Below are 25,205 nucleotides of genomic sequence, written 5' to 3'. Positions count from 1 at the left end.
GCGACACTTCATTATGCCCTTAGGTGCAACCGAAGGGCGAAGCCATTTGGCGAATCGAAGATTCTTCATAAAACACTGACATACAGCTCCTAACGACTCTTTTAAGGTTTATACAAAACGAATGCCCTCACAGGCATTCGTTTTTTTGTGCCCAATCTTCTACGCGAATAAAGTGCCGAAGAATTCGCGCGGTGCTTGCAGTAATTCGATCGGAACTTTTACTGCCCACTGATTGACTCCATTCAATTCAAACTATGAAGCTCTTTACTGCCTTAACTACGACTTGCACATTTGCCCTTTGCTCCTCCCTGTCGGCGCTCCCCGAAGGAATTGAACACGTTCAAACCCTGGACGAGATACAGGAATACAAACTCAGCGAGAACGGACTGCGCGTGCTCCTCATGCCCAACGAAGGTCTGCCAGTCGCTACGGTTATGGTGACCTACAACGTCGGCGCTCGCAACGAAGTGACAGGAACGACGGGAGCCACTCACATTTTAGAGCATATGATGTTTAAAGGCACGGATCGCTTTAATAGCGAGAATGGCTCCGACTACTCCAGCGTCATGGAGCGTATCGGCGCACGCTCAAACGCCACTACTTACTTCGACCGCACCAACTACTACGCCACGCTACCAAGCGAGTATGTCTCACGCGCCATCGAGCTAGAGGCCGACCGTATGCGTAACCTTCGCATCCGCGAAGAGGATCTCGCGTCGGAAATGACCGTCGTGCGCAACGAGTATGAACGCGGCGAAAACAATCCAGTCAGCACCTTAATCAAAGAGGTCTATGCTGCAGCATTCGTCGCCCATCCCTATTCGCACCCGACAATCGGCTGGCGCTCAGACATCGAGAACACTTCCCCAGAGAAGCTGCGCGCGTTTTATAACGACTTCTACTGGCCGGAAAACGCGGTGCTCACCGTGATCGGCGGCTTCGACATGGATGCCACTCTCGAATCCGTCAAAGAATTCTACGGCGCCGTGCCGACAGCGCCCAACCCAATACCCACCGTTGAAACCACCGAACCCAAGCAACTCGGCCCGCGCCGTTTAATAATCGAACGCACAGGTCAGGTCGGCGTCGTCATGACTGGCTTTAAAGCCCCCGAAGGTGCCAACACTGACTGGGCAGCACTCACGCTGATCGAGCAAATACTCGGTGCTGATAAGACTGGGCGCCTCTACCGCGCACTCGAAGACCAGGGCAAAGCCAGCGCGACGTTCACCTACGCGCCACAACTTCGCGACCCCGGCCTCTTCATACTCGCAGCCTTCCTCACCCCCGAGGCGACTCACGAAGAAACCGAATCCATCATACTCGACGAAATTAAAAAACTCATCAGCGGCGGCGTGACAGAAGACGAGCTCGCACGTGCCAAGGCCGTCATCCAAGCCAACACGGTTTATGGACGCGACGGCCCCTACGCTATCGCCGACCAGATCAATGAAGCCATCGCCATGGGCGACTGGACGACTTACGTCAACCTGCCCAAAGCGATACAGAAAGTTACCACCGCTGACATTCAACGCGTCGCCGCAAAATACTTCATCCGCAACAACAGCACAACTGGCTGGTTCGTTCCGCAAAATTCAAGCACCGTCGCACAACTCACAAACCACGCTCACCACGGCCCGCGCTACTTCCGCGATCCCGCCATTTACGGCCCACTACACAACTCAGCAGAAGCGGTGGCAACAGCTGCCGGAGTCACTACAACTGCTCCACTCGTCGATTTCTCTAGCCATATGCAACGCGCCACCGTCGGCGGCATCGAACTGATTGCAATCGATATGCCGATCAAAGACGTCGTCTCTTTCGTGGGCAGCTTTGCCGCAGGCGAAACACTCAGTCCTACCGATGCGCCCGCACTCGCAGGCCTCACGGCTGCCATGCTCGACAAAGGCACCAAGCGCAACGATCGCTTCGCCATCGCCGAACGCCTCGATAACCTAGGAGCAAACATCAGCTTCAACGCCAGCGCACACAGCCTCGAATTCTCTGGTAAATTTCTACGTGCAGACGCCGGTGCAATCATGGGGCTACTCGCCGAGCAACTTCGCGAACCAGCATTCGATGCCGAAGTCCTCGAAACCTTGAAAAGTCGCCAAACCGCAGGCTACCTCCAAGCCATCGACAACCCCGATTACAGAGCCGACGCTCAAATCGCCCGCCTCCTTTACCCGAAAGGCCACCCGAACTACACAGATGAGATCGAAGTGCTCCTCGAAGACCTAAAAAGCACGACGATCGAAGACATCGCACAATTCCACGCCGATCACTACGGCCCACAATCCATGCGCCTCGTCTTCGCTGGCGACATTGACTTCGAGCAACTCACAGCTGCAGTCGAATTTGCCTTCGACGGCTGGACCGGCGGCGTAGACTACCCTACCAAGCAGCCCGACCAACTCGAAAACAGCCAACAATCTGAACATATCTACATCACAGATAAGACGAGTGTCGCAGTGCGTTATGCACAAAACACCGGCCTGCAGCGCACCGATGACGATTATATCCCGTTCATGCTCGGCAACTACATCCTCGGCGGCAGCTTCAATTCCCGCCTCATGCAAGAAGTGCGCAAGAAGCAAGGCCTCACCTACAGCATCCACTCCACCCACTCGGGCGACATTCTGACTCCCGGCAACTGGGGCCTAAGCGCAAGCTTCTCGCCAGCGCTCCTTGATCAAGGCCTCGAAGCCACCGAATCCGTCCTCACCGACTGGTATGAGCAAGGTATCAACGAAGATGAAGCGCACAGAGCCATCGAAACGCTCTCTGGCTCCTACCTCGTAGGCCTCTCTACCACTGGTAGAGTCGCAGGCCAAGTGCTCAGCTTCATGCAACGCGGACTCCCTGCAGAATACATCGACGAATACCCAAAGCGCCTACAATCCGTCACCGCGAAGCAGGTGAACTCCACGATTCGCAAACACCTAAATCCCGAGCTCAACAAACTCGTGATCGCAGGCTCACTCGAAGAGCCGCGAACCGAAGAACCCACCACCATACTAGAGCAACAATCACTCTCCGTGCGACTCGACGCACCCGACGCAGGGTGGGGCATCGAAATCGAGAAAGTCTATCGCACCAACGAAAGCCTCATCGTTATCAGCCAACTGCAACACAATGGCGATATGGCCGCAGCCGTCATCAGCACCGTATCCGATGCCGTCAGTATTCCCGTAAGCGATGATGATACGCTGACAGTGCGCCACTATATCCTAGGCAAGACGTGGGACTGGGGAGCGACACCCAATTACACCTTCATCGAATCGATGGACGCCTTTGGCAGATCCCTCGATGAAGCCGAACTGATCTACGAAAAGTAAGTTCACGCACTTTTCGATTGCCCGACACCAAAATTCTCCGCCTGATAGCACGCTCTTAACTTCTCTCAAGTCTCAGCTTTCAAATCTCAAGTCTCACTTCCTTACCATGCCTAAGATCGATATCGAAACCCTCAAATTCATCCTTCAACGTAATGAGCCCGACATCCGCAAGATCGCCGGCATCATGCAAGAAATTGAGCTCGAACTCAAAGCTGAAGAAGAAGAAAAGGCACTTCGCCCACCACCAGTGAAGAAGCAAAACGTCATCATGATCTCCGATCCCGATGGCATCTATAAGGAAAAAGACATCGTCGGCTGGATCGCTCAAATCCCTGAAGATGACGACCTCGCCACCTCACCAGGGCGCATCCACAGCGCGGCACACGAATTTAACACCACGCCCAAAGGTATCCGCATGCCTGTCGAAACCGTCGGCGAAGCCTGCGAAGTCATCCCTGCAAAATTCTTTAAAGAGCAGAATATCTGGGTCAAATCCAAGACCCCACTCCTCGTGCTACCAGTCGAGAATAAGATTCCGACCGACAACGCAGAGTAATTCACCCATAACTCATACAAAACCATGAAAACCTCCAAACTTGCCCAACTCGCATTTGCGCTCTCGCTCGTCACCACACCATTCATCGCCACGCAGACAGCAGAAGCTCACTGCGAGGTGCCCTGCGGCATCTACAACGACGGCGCACGCGTCGAAAGCATGCTCGAAGACGCAGCCACCATCGCCAAAGCCACCAAGATGATGGCCGAACTAGAAGGCAAAACAGACGCACAATCCATTAATCAAATGACACGCTGGGTTGCCAATAAAGAGGAACACGCTCAAAAGATCATCGACACCATCAGCAACTACTTCCTCACACAACGCGTCAAAGCGGACCAAGAGGATTACAAAGAGCGCCTCGTCAAGCACCACACCGTCATCGTCAACGCGATGAAGGCCAAGCAGAATGCGGACAGCAAATATGCCACCGCACTTGCAGAAAGCATCGAAGCACTGACCGCTTACTACCCAGTGCATCGACACTAGCTACGTAAACACAAACCTTTCGCAATCAGAGCCTCATGTTGATACAACATGGGGCTCTTTCGTTTGCCCACCGTTCTGCAACAAAAGCGCTACGCTTCGCGCACCAGCACCTTTGCCGCGGCGCCTAACCCCAGCGTCAGGCCTTCGCCTGTTTCAGTCACAGTCAAACGCACCGATTCCGCACTCATGCTGCGCTCGACGACTTGCAACTCGATGCCGAGATTTAAGCCCGCACGCGCAATGTATTGTAAAAAGTCAGGGTCTTGATCAGTGATACGCGCCACTGAAAGTGGCATATCCAACGGACAAGCCACCAAGCTCTCCGAACTCCCGTGCAATAGCTCACCTTCTGCCGATGGGATCGGATCACCATGCGGATCTTCGGTGGGGTGGCCTAATTTTTTATCAATTCGCTCAAGTAACAGATCCGAGACCACGTGCTCCAAGCACTCCGCCTCTTCATGCACTTCAGACCAGTCGAAGCCTAGCACTTCAACTAAAAATTGCTCAATCAAGCGATGTCGGCGCAATACATGCAGCGCCAACCTACGGCCATGCTCCGTTAAATGCACCCCCACCCGCGGCTCATAATCAACGAGGCCAGCATCCGCCAAGGCCTTCACCATCGTCGTCGCCGTGCCAGCTACCACACCGAGCGCTTCAGCCACATGGCCCATCGATACCTGATCCTTCCCCGATTTCTCAGAAACCAAGTAAATGTGCTTTATATAATCTTCTACCGTAGAACTAGCCATGACGCGCACACGATCACTTCAAGTGCCCACAACGCCAAGATCATTTTTTAAAGAACTCCAGGCCACTTGAGTTTCAGCCACAAAAAAGCACAAAGAAGCACGAAAAACTAAACAGCAGAAATTTTTGTGTATTTTTGCGCCTCTTTGTGGCCATAAAATACTCATGGATAGAACCTCATCCGATTCAACTTTTGCTAATATGCGATGGCATTGGAAGTGCCCACAACCCAAGATCATTTTTTAAAGAACTCCAGGCCACTTGAGTTTCAGCCACAAAAAGGCACAAAGAAGCACGAAAAACTAAACAGCAGAAATTTTTGTGTATTTTTGCGCCTCTTTGTGGCCATAAAATACTCATGGATAGAACCTCATCCGATTCAACTTTTGCTAATATGCGATGGCATTGGCGTTCAGTCACCCACACACGACTCTGAATCCTAATCCAAGACTCGACCCAAAGAAGATTAAGAGTATGAGTAAGATTACGATTAAGGCTCTCCCCCTCCCCACTTTCCACTCCTCACTCTCCACTTCGTAAAATGTCCGCATTCCTCAAAGCATTTGCTCTCAACACATGGGAGATGGTCGCCGAAATGGCGCCCTACCTGATCTTCGGCTTCGCCATCGCGGGGCTCCTGCACATTTTAATTCGCAAGGAGCAAGTGCAACGCCTCCTCGGCAAGCCCGGACTCAGCTCCGTCCTCAAGTCCTGCGCGATCGGCGTGCCGATGCCGCTGTGTTCCTGCTCCGTCATTCCCGTCGCCGCCTCCCTACGAAAGAGTGGCGCTAGCCGCGGCGCCACCGCCGCCTTCCTCAGCTCCACCCCACAAACCGGAGTCGATAGCATCCTAGCCACCTATGCCCTCATGGGCGGCCTCTTCACCGCAGTGCGCGTCGCAGTGGCCTTTGTCAGCGGCATCGTCACTGGCTTTCTAATCGAGCTCTTCTGCAAAGAGAAAGTGGAAGACACCACTCCAAGCCCAAACCTTTCTCCATCCACAATCAATCTCAGTCCGAACCTCAGCCTTAATCCTAATCTTACTCTTAACCCTAATCAGTCCCTGACTCCTCCGTCCGCAGCCCCCACACCGAGTAAGATTACGAGTATGAGCATGATTAAGACAGAAAAGCCTCAAGTCTCAGGCCTCCAACCTCAGGTCTCCCCCCTCAAGTCTCCCCCCTCAGGTCTCCCCAAGCGGAGCCTAAGCGCCGCTCTCCGCTACGGCTTCATCAACCTCCCAGCCGACCTGGCCGTCGCCCTACTCGTCGGCCTCGGACTCGCAGGACTCATCACCACACTCCTCCCAGCCGACCTCATCAGCGGCTCCTTTAGCACTGGCCCACTCGCCTTCTTGCTCGCCACTGTGATCAGCCTGCCACTCTACATCTGCGCCACCGCTTCCATCCCGATGGCCTATGCCCTGATGGCCGCGGGGCTCTCACCCGGCGCTGCCCTCATCTTTCTAATCACCGGTCCCGCGACCAACACCACGACGGTTGTCACCATCTGGAAACTTATTGGGCGCAAAGCCACACTCATCTACCTAGGCTGCCTCACAGTGATTGCATGGCTCGCAGGCTGGCTGCTCAATAGCAGTCTCACTTCAAGTGCAATGGAGCACGCCGCACACGACCACGCAGACATGCAACCCGCACTCTGGCAACACGCCAGCGGCGTTGCCTTGATTGTGATTTTATTCGTCTCACTCTACACCATGCGCCAACCGAAGCAGGCCACGAAATCCTGCTGCTGCGCGAATTAGAGAATACCGCGATAGACTGACCAACTACCGATGCCACGCACACTGAGAGGGGAACTACGACCTGCAGCACCAGTCCAACGCATGTTTTCAACCGTTAATGGACGTTCATAAACGTAAATCACATACGGCATAGTAAAAACAAACAGAGCCAGTGAACAATGTATTGATGCCCAGAGCAGGCATTCAATCGTAGGTGGCATCCTTCAGGTGGTCACCGCCTTGGTAAGGAGACACCCCATCGCCATGTCGGTCGAGCACCTAAAGGAACTCGACTACGCCCTCAGTGAACTCTGCGGTTTAAAAAATGCGATCTATCGTTTGGATCCGCCATCGTGGTTAAGCGCACATTAAGCGGGCAACAAACGATAAAGAATAAGCGACTTTAAGAGTCGCAAAACATTCCCTTTTCAGTCTCCCAAACCCATTAAATAGCATTGCACATCACAGATGCAGGCAGTTCATTGACTTACCATAATTAACCTACGTCACTCTTTCAACGCGAGCTTACATCCCACCTTCCAGCATATGAAACATCCTATAGCATTCATTCTCATCGCAGCTGCGGCACTACTCTCAGGCTGCAATGAAAGTGAGGAAGTCACTCAAGCAGAATGGCCCTCATACTGGTTCTGGGCCCCTGCTCCAGCTCACGACACTTGGCCAGCGAAATATGCCCCCTACCCAAAATATAAAACTGAAAGCACATGGACCAAAGACAGTTTCAAACGATTTCTAGATATATCTGATATAAAGGTTAATTTTGAGCCATATGACTCATCCACTCACTTCCTCACCGTTCAAGTGATGATCTATGACAAGGAGCAGGAGAAAGAGATGCAAGTCTGTAGCCTATCTCATCAGAACACTCGTAACGCTGAGGACGGGATCTATCTTTATATCGCGATCGCCCCTGAAGAGTTCGGTAAGAATGCCCTCTTTGACTCACCACGTTGGAAACTATATATAGAATCCGGCGTGCCAAGGAGCGGTCTATACGAAATCAGAGAACTCATCCCCAATCTCTCTGCGGATGCAGAGAAAGGCTCAAGCATTACATTTCATCTTCAAAGAAAGGACAACAAGGAGGGCACGCCATACATCGCCTTCGCCGACACTAGTAACTATGAGATAAGGATTTATTCTCATTTAGTGGAGATCGAAACGCAGGACTAAGCAAGCCGATCGCATGCAGTTTGGGTCAAGTGGCAGGAGCTTAAGGGCTGAAGGCCGCCATTGGCGGCTGTCCAATTTTCCATATTTTTATAGCAATTACCCGCGTCGACAATTGCGACACTCACCCATCTAACCAAGGAATCTACAACCTCTGGCTTGGCAACAAGTGCCTGAGGACAACTCCTAGATGTGCGGGATAGAGTCTCCCAACACCAGCCTTTGAGCGAATTCCCGAATCCCTACTTCGCATCCACCGGAACGAGCCCCGACCATTTATAGAGTTCGATTTGAAGCTCTACTTCGGAGCCTCCCCCCGCCTTAGCTGAAGGCGCATACCCACTCACAAATTTACCAGAACGCGAACCGATCTCAAACGTTCCCTCCGGTAAATTATCAAACTCGAACCGCCCCTGCGCATCCGTGTTCTCGCAATCAAACCATGTGGGATAGGCACCTTCGACATATTCTGCACGTGTTGCATACACTTCAGCTCCCGGAATGACTCGGCCAGTCGACGCTTCGCGCACCACTCCGACGATCCGATAGCCTTGTTTCAACGGAAACACTTGCTCACGCTTTCTAGACTTAATTTTAAGTCGGCTAGGCTGATGCCCCAGAACCGAATCCACCATCAAATAGTAGGAGCCATCTACATCAAAGTTGAGCCCCTCGATCTGAAAACGTCCCTCAGCATCAGTCATCGGCCCATCTCTAGAAAACCCATGTCCTGCATCAGGTTGAAACGAAAATCGAGTTTTCTGATATGCCACAGGACGACCCTCTGAATCTAGGATACGCCCAGCAATCGTCTCACCGACAGGCAGCACACAATCGAACTGATGCAGCGGCTGTTCTTCGGTAACCTCAATAAGTTCCGACAATACATGTGTATAATTACGATTCACACAAATAACATACACTCCACCAACTGGCAACGGCGTCGCCAAATAGCGATCACTTAGATCATGGCTCAAGCTAGAGTTTTTCACTTCCACACGTAGCGAACGATCCCTCATGGTGTTTCCTTCGACATCAGCCACAAACACAGAGATGTGAGCACCCCGCGCAGGGCTACCATCGACTTCATGCACATTTCCCATGATCGCACCCGCAGGCTCTGCATCGACTTCAATTTCAAAGACTGAACCATCCTCATTGAAAAGAACCTCATCACGAAGACTGCCAGTGGGACGCTGAATCCAATATCCCGTCAACCCTTCTGGTAATAGCTCCACGCGATTCGGAGCAGGCACCGAAAACGTTGAGACTCCATCCAGCACATCGACTCGCTTGCGCACTAATTGTCTCACTGCGGCCGAGCCCTCAGCATACTTCAGATGCTGCGCAATCATTGAACCATTCACAGGAGGCTGCCCATCCGGCACATTGAATCGAACACGGACCTGCTGAAGCCCCGATTTACTTCTAGCACTCAATGGCGTCAAATCGATCAGAACGACATCGTCCTCATCCTGTAAATCCGCCCATGTATACTCAAAATCAGCATCATTGACCCGCACTCGGATCTCGGACTGATAGCGTGGCAAATATGAAAATCGAGCAATACCATCGACGACTGTAACTTGTTGCACCTCACCGAACGGAGTATACCCACCATCGTCATCAATCTTCAAAGTTGGAGCGATATTCACTTTGATCGTCTCCCCCTCACCTAGCCATTCTGCAGGCACGCCCCTTAATTCAAAACTAAAGGGCTTCACTGACAACATAGGCAAGTCATACGATTGCCCAGCAGTCACTGGCCCAAGCACGGCACCTGCATAACCGTAGATCTCTGCCACATAATAATAGTGAGTATCACTACGCAAACCATCCAACACGACGACTCCCTGACTGTTACTCGGTGCAACTGACGGTGGTGAACCATATGTATGAACGCCCTCAGAGCTCCTCCTGCCTTTCAAACCGATTTCAGCGCCCGCAATTGGCTCGCCTGTCACTTGATCAACAACTCGGATCTCTGTCGGCTCAGTGCGTGACAAACGCAACTCCACCATTTCATCCTCAGCAAGCGTCACACCTTTAAAAACCCCTTGCTCATACCCCGCCGACGAGGTTTTCAAGTTCACAGGATAGTGCGCAAGATGCTCAAAGTTCGCGATACCGTCTGCACCTGACAATCCATCAAAACGAATATTTTGCCCTGGGCCTAAGTCGTAACTCCCCTGGACCTTCACACTTTCAAGCACCTCACCCTCCTCATCGACAAAACGCACTTTAGCTCGATCACCTTCACTTAATTCAAGCACCACACCGTCAACATCTTCCTCAATGTAACCAAAATCATGATACACGGGAGCCACACCGTCAGCCTTTGCCATTAACTGTGACTCCCCATTCCCTACGGTAAAATCAAAATGCCCAGACCTATCAGTTCGACCAGAGATATGAGACTGCCCACTGCTCGTTTGAGAATACCTATAAAAGGTAATCCGCTCATCAGGCACCACGCCGCCAGGCAGAAGAAATTGCCCACGAACCGTAAACTTCGGATCCGAGGCCGAGCTCGCACGATAACGATAGTCCGGATAAACAGCCTGCAGCTCAGCGATCTCCGCAATACGCTCTTCGGGCGTCATCAACTGCACCGCAACGGTCGCTGTCAGTTGAAAAAGTCCAATGCCAACAAGACTCAGCGTAATCAGCCCCGCTACCACAGGCAGTCGCAGGTGCAGATCCGGAGTCGATGCCGGCTGCAGTAAACGCTTCACTCGGCTCAGCAACGAGGCCGACCGACCATCCCCTGCAAATGCAGGTGCAAGCTCAAGCCCTACCGGCACATGCCCTTCGGCCGCATCGACTAGGGTGCGTATATAAGTCAGCTTTTGCCCAGTCACCTCCACCGCAATGGCATCGCAACATGCTTCACGCTCCGCCCGCACCTGCCCACTGATCCACCATAGACATGGATTGAAAAAGAGCAGCGCCTCCGCAATCAACTGAAAGAAATTGACGACGTGATCGTAGCGTCGAATGTGCGCTAACTCGTGCGCAATGATTGCTTCCAATTGCTCGGGGCTCAACGCGGTCAACTGACTCAGCGGCAGTAACACCACAGGCTTCAACAATCCACACACGGCCGCAACCGGCACCTGCGCACTCGATAAAATCGGCACCAAGCGCCGCATCCCGACCTTCTTAAATACCCGCAAGAAAGGCTCGGTCGAAATCGGCTCCGCACTCCGCTTCAAGCGCCGCGCTCCACTCACCGCAGCAATCACCCGCACAATCCCAATCACCGATCCAATCAACCACAGCGAAAAACAAATCTGCCGCCAGCCCCATTCAGAGGAAACACCAACCGACGTAGCAGCCTCTGGCGCTAAAGTCTGGCTCACTCGCGACTCTGGTATGACTGCCATAGAAGCGTCCAAAACTTCGATCGGCTCCAAAGCCTGAACCGAAGCAACCAACCCATCTAACTGTTGCTCAGCCCGGTGCTGCACTACCGAAAGACTCATTGGAACCGCAGCACAGGCGAGCCCGAAAGCCACCAAGCTAATGCCATAGCGCACATCCGTTCGCCTGCCAGGCAAACATCGTAGCACAACAAAAAGCAGCACTGCAATGACAGCCCCCTGCCAGAGATGGTGCAACAATGCCTCGACAATCACGTCGACAGAAAGCTCAGCAAACCAATCCATTATTGATTCGCCTCGTCGTTCTGATTCGACTCATGCGCTTCCAGCAATTTACGAATCTCGGCCAGTTCACCCGCATCCACAGAGTCGGCCTGTAGCAATTGCTGCATCACCGCGCTCGGCTTTCCTCCGAATACTTGACTAATCAAGCGCTGCATCAACGGCGTCGCCACCACATCACGCTCCACCGCTGGCAACCAATGATCCGCACTACCCGTCGCAGGCCGCTCACGCCGCAGAAAGCCCTTCTTTTCCATGACCTGCATGACAGAGAGCACACTCGTATAGGCACGCGCTTTACCATCTGTTAGACGCTCGCGCACTTCACGCACGGTCAACGGAGCCGTCTCCCAAAGGATACTGAGTATGTGTAGTTCGAAGTCTGAAGGCTTTTTCTTGATCATCGCGCGTGCTAATTTAAAGGACTACTGTATTTACAGTAGATATGCCTACTGTAACTACAGTAGTGCGCAAGAAAAAATTCAGCTACGCGCTTGATTCAAGCTCTTCATAAGGCGTTCCATTCATTTTCAAGCAGAGCGGTGATAATAATTTGCACTCACGAAAACAGCCTCACAACTTGGCGGCTTGGAATTGATACAGGCACAGATTGAATACTTCGCAGGCGTATGGACGCCCCTCGCGCTCGTGGGCATTTTCCTCGTCAGCTCATTGCTGATCATCTGGCGTCTAGAAAAAATGACGCATCGCGGCGTTGAAGGCACCGTGCTGGGCACGCTTTTCATGCCTTACTTTTCAGGACTAGGCAATTTGGTGTTCATCGCCGTCGTGCTGAAAAACAAAGGCCCTGCAGAAGAAGTTGCGATCAACTGTTGGACGAATAACATCACCAACCTGTGCCTGCTACTTGCTGTGCCGGCACTGATCTGGGGACTGCAACTCGGCTCCCAATCCAAAGCTAAAAAGGCTCAGCGCGATTCGAAGCTTCACCGCCTGTCGCTCGCACTGACCCTAGTAGCGATGCTGTTCTTCAGCCTCATGGTTTGGGTGCTCGGCCAAGACGGCACGATTGATCGCTTCGACGGCTTCGCACTCGTCGGCCTCTTCCTCTTTTGGCAATGCTTCCACGTCTATGAAGTGCTCAAAGAAAACACCCGCAGCGGCAGCTCATGGCACCCTGCGATCATCATTGACCTAGTCCTAATCCTGATTGGCAGCGTGCTCACATTGGTATCCGTCGACGGTATCGTCACTGCGATCATGAACAGCGAGAGCGGATTTTTCAGCGCGAACCAACTCGGCCTACTAACGGGCTGGTTGATGGTGCTGCCCAATGCCGTGCTCGCTTTTTACTACGCCTACAAACGTAAAGCCGATGTCGTTTACAGCTCACAAGTCGGTGACGGACATATCTGCATTCCGCTTTGCATTGGCCTCTATGCCATCTTCCAGCCGATGCCGCTACCCGACATGTTTGATATCGGCCTGCTCTTGATCGCAGGCGCCGCACTACTACACCTCGCCTGTATTGTAATTTTTCGCCGCCTTCCCAAACTCATCGCAGTCGTGATGGTCGGTGCCTACGGCTACAGCCTCTATTGGCAATTTGCGGGTTGATCGCAGAACCTTTGATTTGTGATTGAGTCTCCTGCCTCGGGCACATTCACTCGGCAAATGACGACTCTCGGGACTCCTTTTACATCGACAGCAAAAAAAGTGCTACTCTGTGGCTCAGGCGAACTGGGCAAAGAAGTCGCCATCGAACTCCAGCGCTACGGCGTCGAAGTGATCGCCGTGGATGCCTATGCCGACGCACCAGCCATGCAAGTCGCAGACCGCTCCCACATCGTCTCGATGCTCGACGGTGCGGCGCTGCGTGCCGTGATTGAGCTCGAAAAGCCCGACCTCGTCGTGCCGGAAGTCGAGGCAATCGCCACCGACACACTGGCCGAACTCGAGCGCGAAGGAGCCGTCACCGTCATCCCGACCGCACGCGCCACACAGTTGACAATGAACCGCGAAGGCATTCGTCGCCTCGCAGCTGAAGAACTCGGCCATCTCACCTCTCCCTATCAGTTTGCCGACGCCTTCGAAGACTTCCGCGCCGCAATCGACTCGATCGGTATGCCCTGCGTGATCAAGCCGATCATGAGTTCTTCGGGTAAAGGACAGAGCGTCGTTAAAACCGAGGCCGACATCCAAGCCTCTTGGGACTACGCGCAAGAAGGTGGCCGTGCCGGCAAGGGCAAAGTCATCGTCGAAGGCTTTGTCGAATTCGACTACGAAATTACTCTCCTCACCGTGCGCCATGTTGGTGGCACCAGTTTCTGTGCCCCCATCGGGCACATTCAAGTCGACGGCGACTACCGCGAGTCTTGGCAGCCACAAGCCATGAGCGATGCGGCACTCAAGAGTGCGCAGCAAATGGCCGAATCCGTCACCGCCAGCCTAGGGGGCTACGGCCTGTTCGGCGTCGAGCTTTTCGTCAAAGGCGACACCGTAATCTTCAGCGAAGTGTCTCCACGCCCACACGACACTGGCATGGTCACCATGATCTCACAGGATCTTCCGCAATTCTCGCTGCACGCCCGCGCCATCCTCGGCCTGCCGATCCCGACGATCCGTCAGTTTGGCCCGAGCGCCTCTTCCGTGATTTTAGTCGAAGGCACGTCCAAACAAGTTAGCTTCGGCAACTTGGGACAAGCCCTCAGCGAGCCCGACACGCAGCTACGCCTCTTTGGCAAACCTGAAGTGAACGGCAAGCGCCGCATGGGGGTCGCCCTAGCACGCGCAGAAACAATTGAAGCGGCACGTGAAAAAGCCTGCCGCGCGTCGAGTGCGGTGGACGTGCAGTTGTAGCCATGCAACTCCACACGCTGCAGGCCGCATCACGCTCGCCCTCCGCGAGTCGATTTCGGCACTCGCCGACCAGCAGCATTTTATTCGCGCTCATCCTACTCACCATCACTGGTGCGATCGTATGCTGGCATGTGATGGGCGATCTACCGCGCATCATCATGCTCTTCTCAGCCGGAAGCTGTGCGCTGATCAGCCTGTTTGCGCTCTCCACAGTCAAACATGCACTCCGCGCAACGAACTGGATCCTTACAGTCGATCCCCAACAGGTGCAGATCAAGTTCCGCTCGTATCTCAACGCAACTTCCCACAAGAGGATCCACAAGTCGCCGAACTCAAACTGACAGAGATCGAATCCGCAAACATCACCAAGCAAACACTGAAAGCCCCCGGCGCTGACAACGCCACGACTACGTCTTTCCACACCTTTTTAGATCTGCACACCCCAAGCACAGATCTCCAACCACTCAAAGCGCAGCTCAAATATGAGCGAACCTGCAAAGCTCCCAAAACAGGGCGACTCGTCACAAGCAGCAGCAAATATCAGCACTACCCGGTATCCATCGTCGGCGAACATACGGTTCGCATCGCATGGCGCTCGCCCAGTGACCGCATTACGCCCAACATCAAGACGGCACTCAAAGCATTCAGCCGCCAAGGCATCCGGATCGATCCCTTACAAAAGGAGACACACGATCTCACCAAGACGGCCAGTGAGCAAACTGCTCAAGACGATCAGATCCTACAGCTCGCCGAACACGGTAATATGCTAGCCGCGATCAAACTCACTCGAAAAAGTTACGGCATGCGTTTAACCGAAGCTAAGGCCTTCGTCGAAGATCTGCTGCAGTAGCCTACGCTACAAAACAAACAATCTAGCCTAAATTGAATCCCGATTGACTTATACGAAAAACCGTATAATTTGCAATTTTAATGATTCTAAGCTTTGCCGATAAAGAAACAGAAAAAGTCTTTCGCGCGATGCATTCAGCAAAGCTACCATCGGACATCCAACGCCGCGCCCACAATAAACTCATCACTCTATACGCCAGCACTGCACTCGATGCACTCCGTATCCCGCCAAGCAATCACCTCGAAGCACTAAAAGGAAACCGCATAGAACAACACAGCATCCGCATTAACAAACAGTGGCGCATCTGCTTTCGATGGGACAACGGTAACGTTCATGACGTCGAGATCACTGACTACCACTAAAACACACTCTGCTATGAAACCCAATAAGCTCTACGAAATCGCTCCCCCAGGCCGCATTTTACGAGAAGAATTCCTCGAAGATTCTGGTATCACTCAGACTGCGCTCGCCAAAGCCCTGGGTCTCACTCAACCACGCGTCAATGAACTCCTACAAGGTCGACGACGCCTAACCGCAGACGACGCCCTCCGCCTCGGACGTTTCTTCGGAACCGACGCTCAGTTCTGGATGAACTTACAATCCGCCTACGACCTCCTCACCGCTGAGCGAATCATCGGCAAAAAAATCGAGCGCGAAGTCATGCCCATGGCATCGTGAAGCTCCACCTCATACTCCTAATCTCTTTCGATTTGGATTAAGATTAGGAGTAAGAGTATGATTAAGACTGCACCAACACTACGGCAGCCACGGATACTTCTTAAACTCGGGCTCGCGCTTTTCGTTCCAGGCCTTGCGGCCTTCTTCGCCTTCTTCGGTCATGTAGTAAAGTAAGGTCGCATTGCCCGCGAGCTCCTGCAGGCCTTGTTGTCCATCGACATCGGCATTGAACGCAGACTTCAAGCAACGAATCGACAACGGACTGTGCTGTAGCACATCATTCGCCCATGCAATACCTTCGGCTTCGAGTTGCTCATACGGCACGACCTTATTAACGAGCCCCATATCCATCGCTTCCTGCGCGTTGTATTGACGGCACAGATACCAAATCTCACGCGCCTTCTTCTGCCCGACAATACGTGCCAAATAACTAGAGCCGAAACCACCATCAAAGCTACCGACCTTCGGACCTGTTTGACCGAACACCGCGTTGTCCGCAGCAATCGTCAGGTCGCAGACGACATGCAGCACATGACCACCACCAATCGCGTAGCCTGCGACGAGCGCGATCACCACCTTCGGCATCGAGCGAATGAGCTTTTGCAATTCGAGCACGTTCAAGCGCGGCACACCGTCTTTACCGATATAGCCGCCCTTCTTATGACCGCGGATCTTTTGATCGCCGCCGGCACAGAAAGCAAACTTACCATCTGTCTGCGGATTGAAGCCTGTCAGTAAAACGACCCCGATCGTTGTATCTTCACGCGCATCCGTGAAGGCCTCGATCATCTCGGATACCGTATCCGGTGTGAATGCGTTACGACGATGTGGACGATTAATCGTCACTTTCGCAATGCCATCGCACTTTTCGTAAATAATCTCTTCAAACTCGCGGGCTTTTTTCCAATTCATGGCGATAAGATAGGACGCCTTTTATACGAAAAGCAACGCCACTGTTCGAGAACGTAGGAGTCGTGCTTGCGCGAACCGCGAAGGCAGGAGACGTTGCAGAAATTCGTCACCTCAAGGCCTTTGCGCGGGCTTCACAAGTAAAGCCCCTACAATTACAATTAATAAACGAAGCTCGCTGACGACGCATCGCCGAAGTCTGGCACATGCAGCGCGCTGATTTTCTTCGTTTCAGTATCCAAGAGCATCAAACGTGTGCGTCCACTCTGACGCTGCGTAAATACCAAGTGGCGACCGTCATTCAACCAAGTCGGCTCAACTGCCGATTCCGTGACAGTCGTTACAATATCACTCTTCTGTTGCTCACTATCATAGACCGCAATCTGAAAGCCTCCACTCACTGCTGCGGTGAACGCGATCAAATTTTCTTTCACTGGATTCCATGCAGGCTCTGAGCAATAGCTGCTTACATTCGTAGGAATACGGCGCATCGGACCACCATTGACTGGCACTTCATAAATCTGCGGCTTACCACGTGCATCCGAAGTGAAGGCCAAGCGGCGACCATCGGGCGACCATGTTGGCGAAGTTTCGAGGCTCTTATTAGTGGTCAAACGACGCGGCTTCTTGCCGACTGATTCAGCCATAAAAATCTCAGCGCTACCGGAGCTAGAGAGCGACATCGCAATACTACGGCCATTCGGGCTATACGCCCCGCCGGTATTTGTGCCCTGATAGGTTGCGACAGGTTTCTTAAGCCCACTGTTCAGGTCGATCATGTAAATATCAGGAAAACCAGACTTATAATAAGTCGTGTAAAGTAGCTTTGTGCCGTCTGGCGACCAACTCGGCCCCGTCACCAATGCGCGGTCTGCCGTCAACGGGCGCACGCGATTAAACAACAAATCCGCAGTATAAACCTCTGACACTCCGCGCTGCTTGCCAACAAATGCCAACTTACCCGCAAAAAAGCCCTTCGTATGCAAGGTCGCCTCAACCGCCATATCACAGGCACGCAACACCGCATTTTGCAGATCACGCCCTAGCACGGTGCGGCGCAGTTGCTCCTGACCACCGGAGCTAATCGACAACGTGACCGACGAGCCACTCGCACGCTCGATGTTAAACACATAGGCCGACTTCGAAGGCGTCGTCACCACACAACCACCATGCAAACCAAAGGCACGACGCGCTAACTTTGCAATCGACGCATCTGTGCTATCCACCGCAATGGGCCTAACCCCCTCTCGCTTCCAAACTACATCACCAATATCCATAGGCTGCTGCGCCGAAACGATCGGCAGCAACGAAAACGAAGTAACTAGAAGTAAAAGGCAGTGTAAAAAGCGCATGGCAAAGAAATAGTGCCAGCCTTGCGAAAACCGCAAACGCAAATCCACGAAGTGAATAACTTTCCAGTTTTTCGCAATAAATCGTCCGATTCGTGTTGAGTCAGCGCCAGAGAGTTCCAATCTGCTTCCTTCCTTCAACCAATACTTACAGTGGATACAGAAAGCATCAAAGCAGCTCTCAAAACGGTCAAATTCCCAGGATTTAGCCGCGACATCATCTCCTTCGGCCTCGTCAGAGAAGTCGAACTGACAGACGGCGAGGTCCTCATCGGCGTCGAAATCACAACCGGGGATGCGAAAATCCCCGAGCAAATCGCTGCTGACATCAAGTCCACCGTCGGCGCACTCGAAGGCATCAAGGACGTCAAAGTCCGTATGGAAATTTCGCAGCCGAAGAATCAACCAAGCCCCAACGGCGCAAATGGCAGCACTCCGACCAACAGCGCAGCGATGCAGAAGGTCAAATTCGCTATCGCTGTAGCCAGCGGCAAGGGCGGCGTCGGCAAGTCCACCGTCACCGTGAACCTCGCTTGCGCACTGCAACGCCTGCTCGAAGCAGACGGCAAGGCGGGTGTCGGCATCATGGACTGCGATATTTACGGCCCCTCCATTCCACTCATGCTCGGCGCCGCAGGCCGCCCCGAGATTGAGAACGATTTAATCGTGCCACTTCAAAACTTCGGCGTCAGCACCATGTCCATGGGCTTCCTCGTCGACGAAGACACACCAGTTGTCTGGCGTGGCCCGATGATCATGAAGACCATTCAGCAGTTCGCACAAAACGTGGAATGGGGCGAATTAGAGATCCTCGTCGTGGATCTACCACCAGGCACCGGCGACGCACAGCTCTCTCTCGTGCAAACGATTCCACTCGATGGCGCAGTCATCGTAACCACGCCACAGCCAGCCGCATCCAATGTCGCACGCCGTGGCGCACGTATGTTTGAAAGAGTCAATGTGCCGTATCTCGGCGTCGTCGAGAACATGAGCTACCTCGAAGGCGCCGACGGCACACGCCAACACCTCTTCGGCGAAGGCGGCGGCGCAGCCACTGCAACTGCGCTCGAAACGCCACTTCTGGGCGAGATCCCGATCGACACATCGATCCGCATCGGTTGCGACAACGGCATCCCCATCGTCGTGAGCGATCCGGAATCTGCAGCCGCAAAGGAGTTTTTCAAAGTCGCACAGCAGATCATCGATCAGTTAAACACATGATTTTTTGTTAAAACTGCCTCGTTCTTATTTTTGAACTAGCCACCGAAACCCGTGTCACTATGTTTTGAATCATATTGTTCACCCAAATGGCACATTGCCTGCAATGAATAAGGAAAAAAAAGACATGCCTACCGCACAACCAGCCGCTAATTCCTCCAAAGGTTTCGCGGAGCGTTCCAGTCTGTATCAAGAGTTCCTCGCCGAGCGCGAAGAGATCTTGCGACACAAATGGATCGAATCGGAAAAGAAAGGCAAAGACATCGGCTTCGAACGCGCCTTACTCGACTGGATTCGCAAACACCGCGAAAACTGGCGTAGTAATCGTTCAATCACCAAAAAATAACTTTCCAGAAACCTCAGCCAAGCGCTGAGGTTTTTTTTTGCCTGACGTAGGGGTGCTGCTTAGAGATTGTCTCACAAATAGAGATATAAGGATATTCGACGTCATAATCGTAATCTTACCCATACTCTTAATCCTCTGAGCTGATTCGTAAGGTCTTCAATCACAACGCTTCGATTAAGATTACGATAAAGAGTAAAATTAAGATTAAGATTTAGATTTAGAGAGTAACAGCCACTCAAGCAATTTACTAGGTCTGTGGCATTTGTGAGACAGTCTCCTTGCGGCACCCGCGAAGATTCGGAGACCTACGTTTACTGAGATGCATGCCCCGCCAGTCGCGGGCTTCACAAGTAAAGCCCCTACAACCTGAGCACGACCTCCAGACACAAAAAAACCGCCTCGTAAGGCGGTTTTAGTAAAGTGGCAGTGTCGCCAACCAAGATTAGTTCTTGATTTCGCGGTGCAATGTGTGGCGACGAAGAAACTTGTTATATTTCTTCTTTTCGACGCGGTCTGGCTGCTGCTTTTTATCGCGAGTAGTCATATAGCGGGATACTGGTTTGCCTTCGGCGCGTGCCTCAGTGCATTCGATCATTACGTGTTCTCTGGCCATAACTAAAAAATTCTAAAGGTGGATTTGGAAAAACAGCGGAAAGTAGGTGCTTAGAGGTCTAGCGCAACCCTTTTTTCAAATGAATTTCATTTGTTAATGCCGACCTAAGCTTGAAATCACAGGACACTGCCATACAACACAAGCTGAGACAGTCATTCTCACCAACAATATCGTAAAAACATGCCAGAACAAGGATCCACAGGTAACGTTATCGCCGCACTTTGCAGCTTCTTCATCCCAGGCCTCGGCCAACTCGTGCAAGGCCGCCTACTCATCGCCATCATCCAATTCGTCCTAGCTGCCGCACTCTGGGTCATCCTACTCGGCTGGATCATCCATCTCTGGTCGATTCTAGATGCCGCCCTATTCAAAGGAAAATAGCCATCACTGTATTTCAGTAGATTGCGTATTGCCCTATTCACCGCAGAACGCTTTTACTCTTCGCTTCCATGAGCAAAACGACCCTCACAGTTTCCATCGGCACCGATCACGCAGGCTTCCCCCTGAAGGCACCGATCATTCAATTTCTCCGCGATCGCGGGCACGAAGTCATCGACTGCGGCTGCGACTCCACCGAGTCCTGCGACTACCCTGACTTCATCCGCCCTGCAGCCGAAGCGGTCGCCGAAGGCAAAGCCGACTACGGCATCGTGCTCGGCGGCAGTGGCAACGGCGAAGCAATCGTCGCCAATAAAGTAAAAGGCGTGCGCTGCGGCCTCTGCTGGGACGAATGGTCCGCGCAGATGACTAAAGAGCACAACAACGCCAACTGCATCTCCATTGGTGCTCGTCCAGTCTCCGAAGAACTCGCACTTAAAATCGTCGGCATCTGGCTCGACGCTGAATACGAAGGCGGTCGCCACCAGCGACGCGTCGAAAAAATCGAAGGGTAACCCCCTTCGCTCTCCACCTCATTTTTACACTTCAACTAATCACACCACTCTCCTATGGCAGACAAAAAATCTAAAGACGCTGAAAAAGACTCCACTCCAAAGATCCAGGAAACATTCCTGAAGGAGCGTAAAATCTTCCTCTGGGGCGAAGTTTCCGACAAGTCGGCTCGCGACATCACCGAAAAGCTCCTCTACCTCGAAGCAGATGCTCCGGGCAAAGAGATCACCTTCTACATCAACACACCGGGCGGCTCTATTACAGCTGGCATGGCCGTGTATGACACCATGAAACTGATCAGCTCTCCGATCAAGGTCGTCGTCACCGGAATGGCAGCCAGCATGGGCTCGATTCTGCTCTGCGGCGCCGAAAAGGGCATGCGCTATCTCTACCCGCACTCTCGCGTGTTGATCCACCAACCACTCATCTCCGGCCAAATGGTCGCTGTAGCGGTTGATATCCACATTCAAGCACAAGAGATGGAGCGCCTGCGCGACGAGCTCAACGCGATCCTCGCAGACAGCTCCGGACAGAAACTCGAAAAAATCCAGCAAGACACCGACCGTGACTTCTACATGACCGCCAAAGAAGCCATCAAATACGGCCTTGCCGATAAGATCGTAGACAAGATCTAAGGGATCCATACTATTTAAACACGAAAAGCCCGCGAGTCATCGCGGGCTTTTTTGCGTGCTGGAGGGACGAGCTCCGCCTCGTCTTGCAGTGTGCAAGTGCCGACGAAAAGTGCAGTTGCACCGCTCTTATGCTCGGCAGCCGGCGCGGAGGCCAGCCCTCCCCCAATACAGCTCTCAAGCCTCCCACTCTCAGCTCTCAAGTCTCCCACTCTCAGCCCTCAAGTCTCCCCTCTCAGCTCTCAAGCCTCCCCTCTCAACCCTCTTACAACTGCCCCTCCGGCAGGACACTAAAAAACCAATCCTCAAGACGCTGCAGATTCGAGTCCGCAGGCTGATGCTTCAGCTCTATACCGTCATCACCGAACCAGTGAACCGAACCATTCGGCTGCAATTGCAAATGCCACGCATTGCGCAACAAAAAGTCCACCCCCAGCAAGTCACGCAGCTCGGCGTTGAGCTCAGGACTGTCGACCAGTAAGCTCATTTCAGTATTCAAGCGCAAAGAGCGCGGATCGAGATTCGCACTGCCGACAAACGAAATGCGATCATCGATCAACGCGAATTTAGCATGCAGCCCAAGGTGCTTGGTATCAACCGGCTCCTGCATATAACGACCACGATCCTTTGCCCACGTGCGCACCTCATAGAGATCCACGCCGATTTCCAACAAATGACGAATATGCTTACGATAGGCACTATGCGCTGAAAGATGATTATTGGAACGCAGTGAATTCGTCAGAATCGTCACACGAACGCCGCGCGCAGTCGCACGCTCGAGGGCCGCCTCGAGCTCGGGAGTCGGAATCAAATACGCAGTCACAATCAGCATATCCTGCTGCGCTTGGTCGAAGGCCACCACCAATTCTTGCGCCAACTGATTCGGGAATTCATCCGCCAGCTCAGGCCGCGTGGGTGCGGGCGTATCCGCAATCACCCGATAGGGAAACTGCAAGCCCTCAGCCGCAAGATCACGCCACTCGGCAACTTGCTGCGACACACTCTCATCCAACCGCCGAGGTGCAGTCTCACGTAACCACAGCTCAAATTCCTCCGGCGTCCTCAGTGCCCCCGACCGATAATTCACCATCGCCTCCGGGAACGACCAGTCATTATTCCAATACTCATCAAATAAATCGCTCAACTCCTGCACACGCGGCCCGACGGTCAGCAACTCTAAATCCCGAAAATTGGCCTCTTCGTGCCAGCCAAAATATTCATCCGCCAAATTGCGGCCCCCAAGAATTGAAGCACGATTGTCAGCAATTATAATCTTGTTGTGCATACGATGGTCTAAACGACCGAAATCTCCAAGGTTCATCAACTGACGCAGCACCATACTATGAATGCGGCGGCGATACGGATTATAGACCCGATATTCCACATTCGGATGATGATCGATATCCCAAATCGCTTCCGCGTGCGTCGCAGTATAGGTATCGTCGAGCAATAAGCGCACACGCACGCCCCGATCCGCCGCATCCATCAAATGCCGCAACAGCAACAAGCCAACCTGATCATCATACCAAAGAAAAGTCTGCAGATCGATCGACTTCGTCGCGCTATCAATCAAGCGCAAGCGCCACTCCAAGGCCTCATCCCCGACATTGAGAACCACACCCCAATCATGCGCACGCACCTCGCCAACAGCTGCCCACACCGCATTATCCGCTGGCGCATAGGCATTTTCGTCTGGCAACTGGATCGACTGTATCGTCCCGCAACCCGCAAGCCAGCAGAGCGTTACAGCAGCAACGCTCGCCCGAACTAAATGTAAAAGTGAATCAACTAACACAACTCAGACGAAAGCCATGATCCTGAAACACGCAACCCAACACACCGCGAAATTCCCACTGAAGTGTGATACAGACACTCCTGCCTGCCCCGAACCAAACCGTGACACAGACATTCCTGTCTGTCCCGAACCACAGCCCCCGACCTCGGCCACGAAAAAAGGCCGACCCCTTAATAGGATCGGCCTTTTAGAAAGACTTATAGTAAGTCCGGAGCTTACGCAGCTGCGTTTGCTTCCTTTGCCTTTTCAATCAAAACGTTGAAAGCGGCCTCGTCGTGAATCGCAAGTTCGGACATCTGCTTACGGTCCATCTCGATACCAGCAGCCTTGAGGCCACGGATGAAACGGCTGTAGTTGATACCATTTGCACGGCATGCAGCATTGATACGAACGATCCAGAGTTGACGGAACTCGGACTTCTTTTTGCGGCGGTCGCGATAAGCGTAAACTTCAGCGCGATCGACTGCATCCTTCGCATAGCGAAAGAGGCGGGATTTGTTACCGAAGTAGCCACGGGCTTTCTTCAGAACTTTTTTACGGCGTTTTAAGGTTGCCGGACCATTGGTTGCTCTAGGCATGTTTTATATATCTCTCGATTTAGTCGCTGCAGGGTCGCCCATTTTCATGTTACCCTGCTAGCGTGAGTTTTAAGATCAAACGTGACTTCTTCAGCTTAAGCGAAAGGCAATCCGCGAATGAGGTTAGCGCGTTGGCCGGGGGCGACCAATTTGCTGCTACCTGCACGGCGACGTTGCTTGACACTCTTGTTACGAAGGAGGTGACGGTGCCCTGGCGTGCGACGCAAGAGTTTACCGGTGCCTGTCTTCTTGAAGCGTTTGGCGATGGATTTACGTGTTTTCTGCATGAGAAAGTTGGAAAAGATGGGGAAAACACAGCTTTTGCGGGTGCTTGTAAAGGGTAAAAGCCAGAAAATCAAAATGGTTTCGAATCCGACTCCGGATCCCAGAAGGTAATGGCTTTAATTTCCCCCTTAGCCCCAAGCTCAAACACGGTCACTTTATCGTCTTCCTGCGGAAAAGCGTCCAACAAGCCCTCAGCATCGGCCAACATCATACGGTGCGGGTATTTCTTCATCTTCGGCATCGCGAAAAAACGCCCGATGCCCGGCATGCCGTAGATATTTGCCACAAAAATCGCATGCGCTGTCGGCAAGAAGTCCTTCCCCTGCTCCGCCAAATAGCGATTCGCCGCCTTACCGACGCTCATTGTGTAGGCCACCGCGATGTATTTAGTCTCTTTCGGAATCTCATAGACGACCCCATGTTGATCCTTCATCTCCGTCCACTGAGGGAAGCGCTCTCCCACGACTAGAGGCGCAGCCGATAAGGCACTCATAGAGAAAAAGGC

At 52.8% G+C, this 25,205-nt stretch carries 26 protein-coding genes; 15 read left to right on the top strand and 11 right to left on the bottom strand.

Annotated features, from left to right (window positions below):
• Positions 1 to 254: 254 nt before the first annotated feature.
• The 3 genes from GZZ87_RS09520 (at position 255) to GZZ87_RS09510 (ending at position 4,383) form a co-directional block, all read left to right on the top strand.
• Complete coding sequence (locus GZZ87_RS09520) at positions 255 to 3,338, top strand: pitrilysin family protein (RefSeq protein ID WP_162026860.1); 3,084 nt, start codon at positions 255 to 257, stop codon at positions 3,336 to 3,338.
• Positions 3,339 to 3,444: 106 nt separating this feature from the next.
• Positions 3,445 to 3,894 (top strand): hypothetical protein, encoded by a 450-nt coding sequence (locus tag GZZ87_RS09515; RefSeq protein WP_162026861.1) that lies wholly within the window; start codon positions 3,445 to 3,447, stop codon positions 3,892 to 3,894.
• A 24-nt stretch (positions 3,895 to 3,918) separates the two neighbouring features.
• The gene (locus tag GZZ87_RS09510; protein ID WP_162026862.1) at positions 3,919 to 4,383 is read left to right on the top strand and encodes a superoxide dismutase [Ni]; all 465 of its coding nucleotides are present in this window, start codon (positions 3,919 to 3,921) and stop codon (positions 4,381 to 4,383) included.
• Positions 4,384 to 4,472: 89 nt separating this feature from the next.
• Here GZZ87_RS09510 and GZZ87_RS09505 read toward each other — a convergent pair whose 3' ends face one another.
• Entirely contained in the window at positions 4,473 to 5,138 is a 666-nt protein-coding gene (locus GZZ87_RS09505) for a metal-dependent transcriptional regulator (RefSeq protein ID WP_162026863.1), read from the bottom strand.
• A 539-nt stretch (positions 5,139 to 5,677) separates the two neighbouring features.
• Between GZZ87_RS09505 and GZZ87_RS09500 the strand changes: the two genes are divergently transcribed.
• The gene (locus GZZ87_RS09500) at positions 5,678 to 6,901 is read left to right on the top strand and encodes an SO_0444 family Cu/Zn efflux transporter (RefSeq protein WP_162026864.1); all 1,224 of its coding nucleotides are present in this window, start codon (positions 5,678 to 5,680) and stop codon (positions 6,899 to 6,901) included.
• Here the strand turns inward: GZZ87_RS09500 and GZZ87_RS09495 are convergent.
• Positions 6,898 to 7,101, bottom strand: a complete 204-nt coding sequence (locus GZZ87_RS09495; protein WP_162026865.1) for a hypothetical protein — start codon at positions 7,099 to 7,101, stop codon at positions 6,898 to 6,900. The genes GZZ87_RS09500 and GZZ87_RS09495 overlap by 4 nt on opposite strands.
• A gap of 325 nt (positions 7,102 to 7,426) precedes the next feature.
• Here GZZ87_RS09495 and GZZ87_RS09490 point away from each other — a divergent pair, with 325 nt between their 5' ends.
• Positions 7,427 to 8,074 carry a hypothetical protein gene (locus GZZ87_RS09490; RefSeq protein WP_162026866.1) on the top strand — a complete coding sequence of 216 codons (648 nt, stop codon included), beginning with the start codon at positions 7,427 to 7,429 and terminating at the stop codon, positions 8,072 to 8,074.
• 239 nt (positions 8,075 to 8,313) lie between these two features.
• On the opposite strand, the gene GZZ87_RS09485 is transcribed toward GZZ87_RS09490, so the two are convergent.
• Positions 8,314 to 11,739, bottom strand: coding sequence for a M56 family metallopeptidase (locus tag GZZ87_RS09485; protein WP_162026867.1), 3,426 nt, complete (start codon positions 11,737 to 11,739; stop codon positions 8,314 to 8,316).
• The gene (locus tag GZZ87_RS09480) at positions 11,739 to 12,140 is read right to left on the bottom strand and encodes a BlaI/MecI/CopY family transcriptional regulator (RefSeq protein ID WP_162026868.1); all 402 of its coding nucleotides are present in this window, start codon (positions 12,138 to 12,140) and stop codon (positions 11,739 to 11,741) included. Before GZZ87_RS09480 ends, GZZ87_RS09485 begins: the two co-directional genes overlap by 1 nt.
• A 184-nt stretch (positions 12,141 to 12,324) precedes the next feature.
• On the opposite strand from GZZ87_RS09480, the gene GZZ87_RS09475 reads away from it, so the two are divergent.
• From GZZ87_RS09475 to GZZ87_RS09455, 5 genes are all read left to right on the top strand, one after another.
• Positions 12,325 to 13,314 (top strand): sodium:calcium symporter, encoded by a 990-nt coding sequence (locus tag GZZ87_RS09475; protein ID WP_244648022.1) that lies wholly within the window; start codon positions 12,325 to 12,327, stop codon positions 13,312 to 13,314.
• 57 nt (positions 13,315 to 13,371) lie between these two features.
• Positions 13,372 to 14,556: a formate-dependent phosphoribosylglycinamide formyltransferase gene (gene purT, locus GZZ87_RS09470; protein WP_162026869.1), complete on the top strand. Its 1,185-nt coding sequence runs from the start codon at positions 13,372 to 13,374 to the stop codon at positions 14,554 to 14,556.
• The gene (locus GZZ87_RS09465) at positions 14,510 to 15,406 is read left to right on the top strand and encodes a hypothetical protein (protein ID WP_162026870.1); all 897 of its coding nucleotides are present in this window, start codon (positions 14,510 to 14,512) and stop codon (positions 15,404 to 15,406) included. The genes purT and GZZ87_RS09465 overlap by 47 nt, the downstream gene beginning before the upstream one ends.
• An 80-nt stretch (positions 15,407 to 15,486) precedes the next feature.
• Complete coding sequence (locus GZZ87_RS09460; protein WP_162026871.1) at positions 15,487 to 15,768, top strand: type II toxin-antitoxin system RelE/ParE family toxin; 282 nt, start codon at positions 15,487 to 15,489, stop codon at positions 15,766 to 15,768.
• 13 nt (positions 15,769 to 15,781) lie between these two features.
• On the top strand, positions 15,782 to 16,084 hold the full coding sequence (locus GZZ87_RS09455) for a HigA family addiction module antitoxin (protein WP_162026872.1): 303 nt from the start codon (positions 15,782 to 15,784) through the stop codon (positions 16,082 to 16,084).
• 78 nt (positions 16,085 to 16,162) lie between these two features.
• On the opposite strand, the gene menB is transcribed toward GZZ87_RS09455, so the two are convergent.
• Positions 16,163 to 17,002, bottom strand: coding sequence for a 1,4-dihydroxy-2-naphthoyl-CoA synthase (menB, locus tag GZZ87_RS09450; RefSeq protein WP_162026964.1), 840 nt, complete (start codon positions 17,000 to 17,002; stop codon positions 16,163 to 16,165).
• Positions 17,003 to 17,154: 152 nt separating this feature from the next.
• A complete protein-coding gene (locus GZZ87_RS09445; RefSeq protein WP_162026873.1) occupies positions 17,155 to 18,345 on the bottom strand; it encodes a PD40 domain-containing protein in 1,191 nt (396 codons plus the stop codon).
• Positions 18,346 to 18,495: 150 nt separating this feature from the next.
• On the opposite strand from GZZ87_RS09445, the gene GZZ87_RS09440 reads away from it, so the two are divergent.
• Together GZZ87_RS09440 and GZZ87_RS09435 are read left to right on the top strand one after the other, a co-directional pair.
• The gene (locus tag GZZ87_RS09440; RefSeq protein ID WP_162026874.1) at positions 18,496 to 19,563 is read left to right on the top strand and encodes an Mrp/NBP35 family ATP-binding protein; all 1,068 of its coding nucleotides are present in this window, start codon (positions 18,496 to 18,498) and stop codon (positions 19,561 to 19,563) included.
• A 124-nt stretch (positions 19,564 to 19,687) separates the two neighbouring features.
• Positions 19,688 to 19,906, top strand: a complete 219-nt coding sequence (locus GZZ87_RS09435; protein WP_162026875.1) for a hypothetical protein — start codon at positions 19,688 to 19,690, stop codon at positions 19,904 to 19,906.
• A gap of 442 nt (positions 19,907 to 20,348) precedes the next feature.
• On the opposite strand, the gene rpmG is transcribed toward GZZ87_RS09435, so the two are convergent.
• Positions 20,349 to 20,519, bottom strand: a complete 171-nt coding sequence (rpmG, locus tag GZZ87_RS09430) for a 50S ribosomal protein L33 (RefSeq protein WP_162026876.1) — start codon at positions 20,517 to 20,519, stop codon at positions 20,349 to 20,351.
• A gap of 180 nt (positions 20,520 to 20,699) precedes the next feature.
• On the opposite strand from rpmG, the gene GZZ87_RS09425 reads away from it, so the two are divergent.
• The 3 genes from GZZ87_RS09425 to GZZ87_RS09415 all read left to right on the top strand — a co-directional run bounded on the left by GZZ87_RS09425 (position 20,700) and on the right by GZZ87_RS09415 (position 22,045).
• Positions 20,700 to 20,900: a hypothetical protein gene (locus GZZ87_RS09425; RefSeq protein ID WP_162026877.1), complete on the top strand. Its 201-nt coding sequence runs from the start codon at positions 20,700 to 20,702 to the stop codon at positions 20,898 to 20,900.
• 68 nt (positions 20,901 to 20,968) lie between these two features.
• On the top strand, positions 20,969 to 21,412 hold the full coding sequence (rpiB, locus tag GZZ87_RS09420) for a ribose 5-phosphate isomerase B (protein WP_162026878.1): 444 nt from the start codon (positions 20,969 to 20,971) through the stop codon (positions 21,410 to 21,412).
• A 54-nt stretch (positions 21,413 to 21,466) separates the two neighbouring features.
• Positions 21,467 to 22,045, top strand: coding sequence for an ATP-dependent Clp protease proteolytic subunit (locus GZZ87_RS09415; RefSeq protein ID WP_162026879.1), 579 nt, complete (start codon positions 21,467 to 21,469; stop codon positions 22,043 to 22,045).
• A 262-nt stretch (positions 22,046 to 22,307) separates the two neighbouring features.
• Here GZZ87_RS09415 and GZZ87_RS09410 read toward each other — a convergent pair whose 3' ends face one another.
• The 4 genes from GZZ87_RS09410 to GZZ87_RS09395 all read right to left on the bottom strand — a co-directional run bounded on the left by GZZ87_RS09410 (position 22,308) and on the right by GZZ87_RS09395 (position 25,193).
• Positions 22,308 to 23,837: a phospholipase D family protein gene (locus tag GZZ87_RS09410; RefSeq protein WP_244653999.1), complete on the bottom strand. Its 1,530-nt coding sequence runs from the start codon at positions 23,835 to 23,837 to the stop codon at positions 22,308 to 22,310.
• Between the two features lie 215 nt (positions 23,838 to 24,052).
• A complete protein-coding gene (gene rplT / locus GZZ87_RS09405; RefSeq protein ID WP_162026880.1) occupies positions 24,053 to 24,415 on the bottom strand; it encodes a 50S ribosomal protein L20 in 363 nt (120 codons plus the stop codon).
• 95 nt (positions 24,416 to 24,510) lie between these two features.
• On the bottom strand, positions 24,511 to 24,702 hold the full coding sequence (gene rpmI, locus GZZ87_RS09400) for a 50S ribosomal protein L35 (protein ID WP_155418040.1): 192 nt from the start codon (positions 24,700 to 24,702) through the stop codon (positions 24,511 to 24,513).
• A gap of 68 nt (positions 24,703 to 24,770) precedes the next feature.
• Positions 24,771 to 25,193, bottom strand: a complete 423-nt coding sequence (locus GZZ87_RS09395) for a hypothetical protein (RefSeq protein WP_162051264.1) — start codon at positions 25,191 to 25,193, stop codon at positions 24,771 to 24,773.
• Between the last annotated feature and the right edge of the window lie 12 nt (positions 25,194 to 25,205).

The sequence above is a fragment of the Lentimonas sp. CC4 genome (genome assembly GCF_902728235.1).
GTDB lineage: Bacteria > Verrucomicrobiota > Verrucomicrobiia > Opitutales > Coraliomargaritaceae > Lentimonas.
Note: the sequence above shows the minus strand (reverse complement) of the source record. Positions and strands in the feature narration are given on the sequence as shown.

What these genes read in the sequence shown, in the direction of transcription:
- GZZ87_RS09520 (WP_162026860.1), top strand. Translation starts at nt 255, where the DNA reads ATGAAGCTCTTTACTGCCTTAACTACGACTTGCACATTTGCCCTTTGC.
- GZZ87_RS09515 (WP_162026861.1), top strand. Translation starts at nt 3,445, where the DNA reads ATGCCTAAGATCGATATCGAAACCCTCAAATTCATCCTTCAACGTAAT.
- GZZ87_RS09510 (WP_162026862.1), top strand. Translation starts at nt 3,919, where the DNA reads ATGAAAACCTCCAAACTTGCCCAACTCGCATTTGCGCTCTCGCTCGTC.
- GZZ87_RS09505 (WP_162026863.1), bottom strand. Translation starts at nt 5,138, where the DNA reads ATGGCTAGTTCTACGGTAGAAGATTATATAAAGCACATTTACTTGGTT.
- GZZ87_RS09500 (WP_162026864.1), top strand. Translation starts at nt 5,678, where the DNA reads ATGTCCGCATTCCTCAAAGCATTTGCTCTCAACACATGGGAGATGGTC.
- GZZ87_RS09495 (WP_162026865.1), bottom strand. Translation starts at nt 7,101, where the DNA reads ATGCCACCTACGATTGAATGCCTGCTCTGGGCATCAATACATTGTTCA.
- GZZ87_RS09490 (WP_162026866.1), top strand. Translation starts at nt 7,427, where the DNA reads ATGAAACATCCTATAGCATTCATTCTCATCGCAGCTGCGGCACTACTC.
- GZZ87_RS09485 (WP_162026867.1), bottom strand. Translation starts at nt 11,739, where the DNA reads ATGGATTGGTTTGCTGAGCTTTCTGTCGACGTGATTGTCGAGGCATTG.
- GZZ87_RS09480 (WP_162026868.1), bottom strand. Translation starts at nt 12,140, where the DNA reads ATGATCAAGAAAAAGCCTTCAGACTTCGAACTACACATACTCAGTATC.
- purT (WP_162026869.1), top strand. Translation starts at nt 13,372, where the DNA reads ATGACGACTCTCGGGACTCCTTTTACATCGACAGCAAAAAAAGTGCTA.
- GZZ87_RS09460 (WP_162026871.1), top strand. Translation starts at nt 15,487, where the DNA reads ATGATTCTAAGCTTTGCCGATAAAGAAACAGAAAAAGTCTTTCGCGCG.
- GZZ87_RS09455 (WP_162026872.1), top strand. Translation starts at nt 15,782, where the DNA reads ATGAAACCCAATAAGCTCTACGAAATCGCTCCCCCAGGCCGCATTTTA.
- GZZ87_RS09445 (WP_162026873.1), bottom strand. Translation starts at nt 18,345, where the DNA reads ATGCGCTTTTTACACTGCCTTTTACTTCTAGTTACTTCGTTTTCGTTG.
- GZZ87_RS09435 (WP_162026875.1), top strand. Translation starts at nt 19,688, where the DNA reads ATGCCTACCGCACAACCAGCCGCTAATTCCTCCAAAGGTTTCGCGGAG.
- rpmG (WP_162026876.1), bottom strand. Translation starts at nt 20,519, where the DNA reads ATGGCCAGAGAACACGTAATGATCGAATGCACTGAGGCACGCGCCGAA.
- GZZ87_RS09425 (WP_162026877.1), top strand. Translation starts at nt 20,700, where the DNA reads ATGCCAGAACAAGGATCCACAGGTAACGTTATCGCCGCACTTTGCAGC.
- rpiB (WP_162026878.1), top strand. Translation starts at nt 20,969, where the DNA reads ATGAGCAAAACGACCCTCACAGTTTCCATCGGCACCGATCACGCAGGC.
- GZZ87_RS09415 (WP_162026879.1), top strand. Translation starts at nt 21,467, where the DNA reads ATGGCAGACAAAAAATCTAAAGACGCTGAAAAAGACTCCACTCCAAAG.
- rplT (WP_162026880.1), bottom strand. Translation starts at nt 24,415, where the DNA reads ATGCCTAGAGCAACCAATGGTCCGGCAACCTTAAAACGCCGTAAAAAA.
- rpmI (WP_155418040.1), bottom strand. Translation starts at nt 24,702, where the DNA reads ATGCAGAAAACACGTAAATCCATCGCCAAACGCTTCAAGAAGACAGGC.
- GZZ87_RS09395 (WP_162051264.1), bottom strand. Translation starts at nt 25,193, where the DNA reads ATGAGTGCCTTATCGGCTGCGCCTCTAGTCGTGGGAGAGCGCTTCCCT.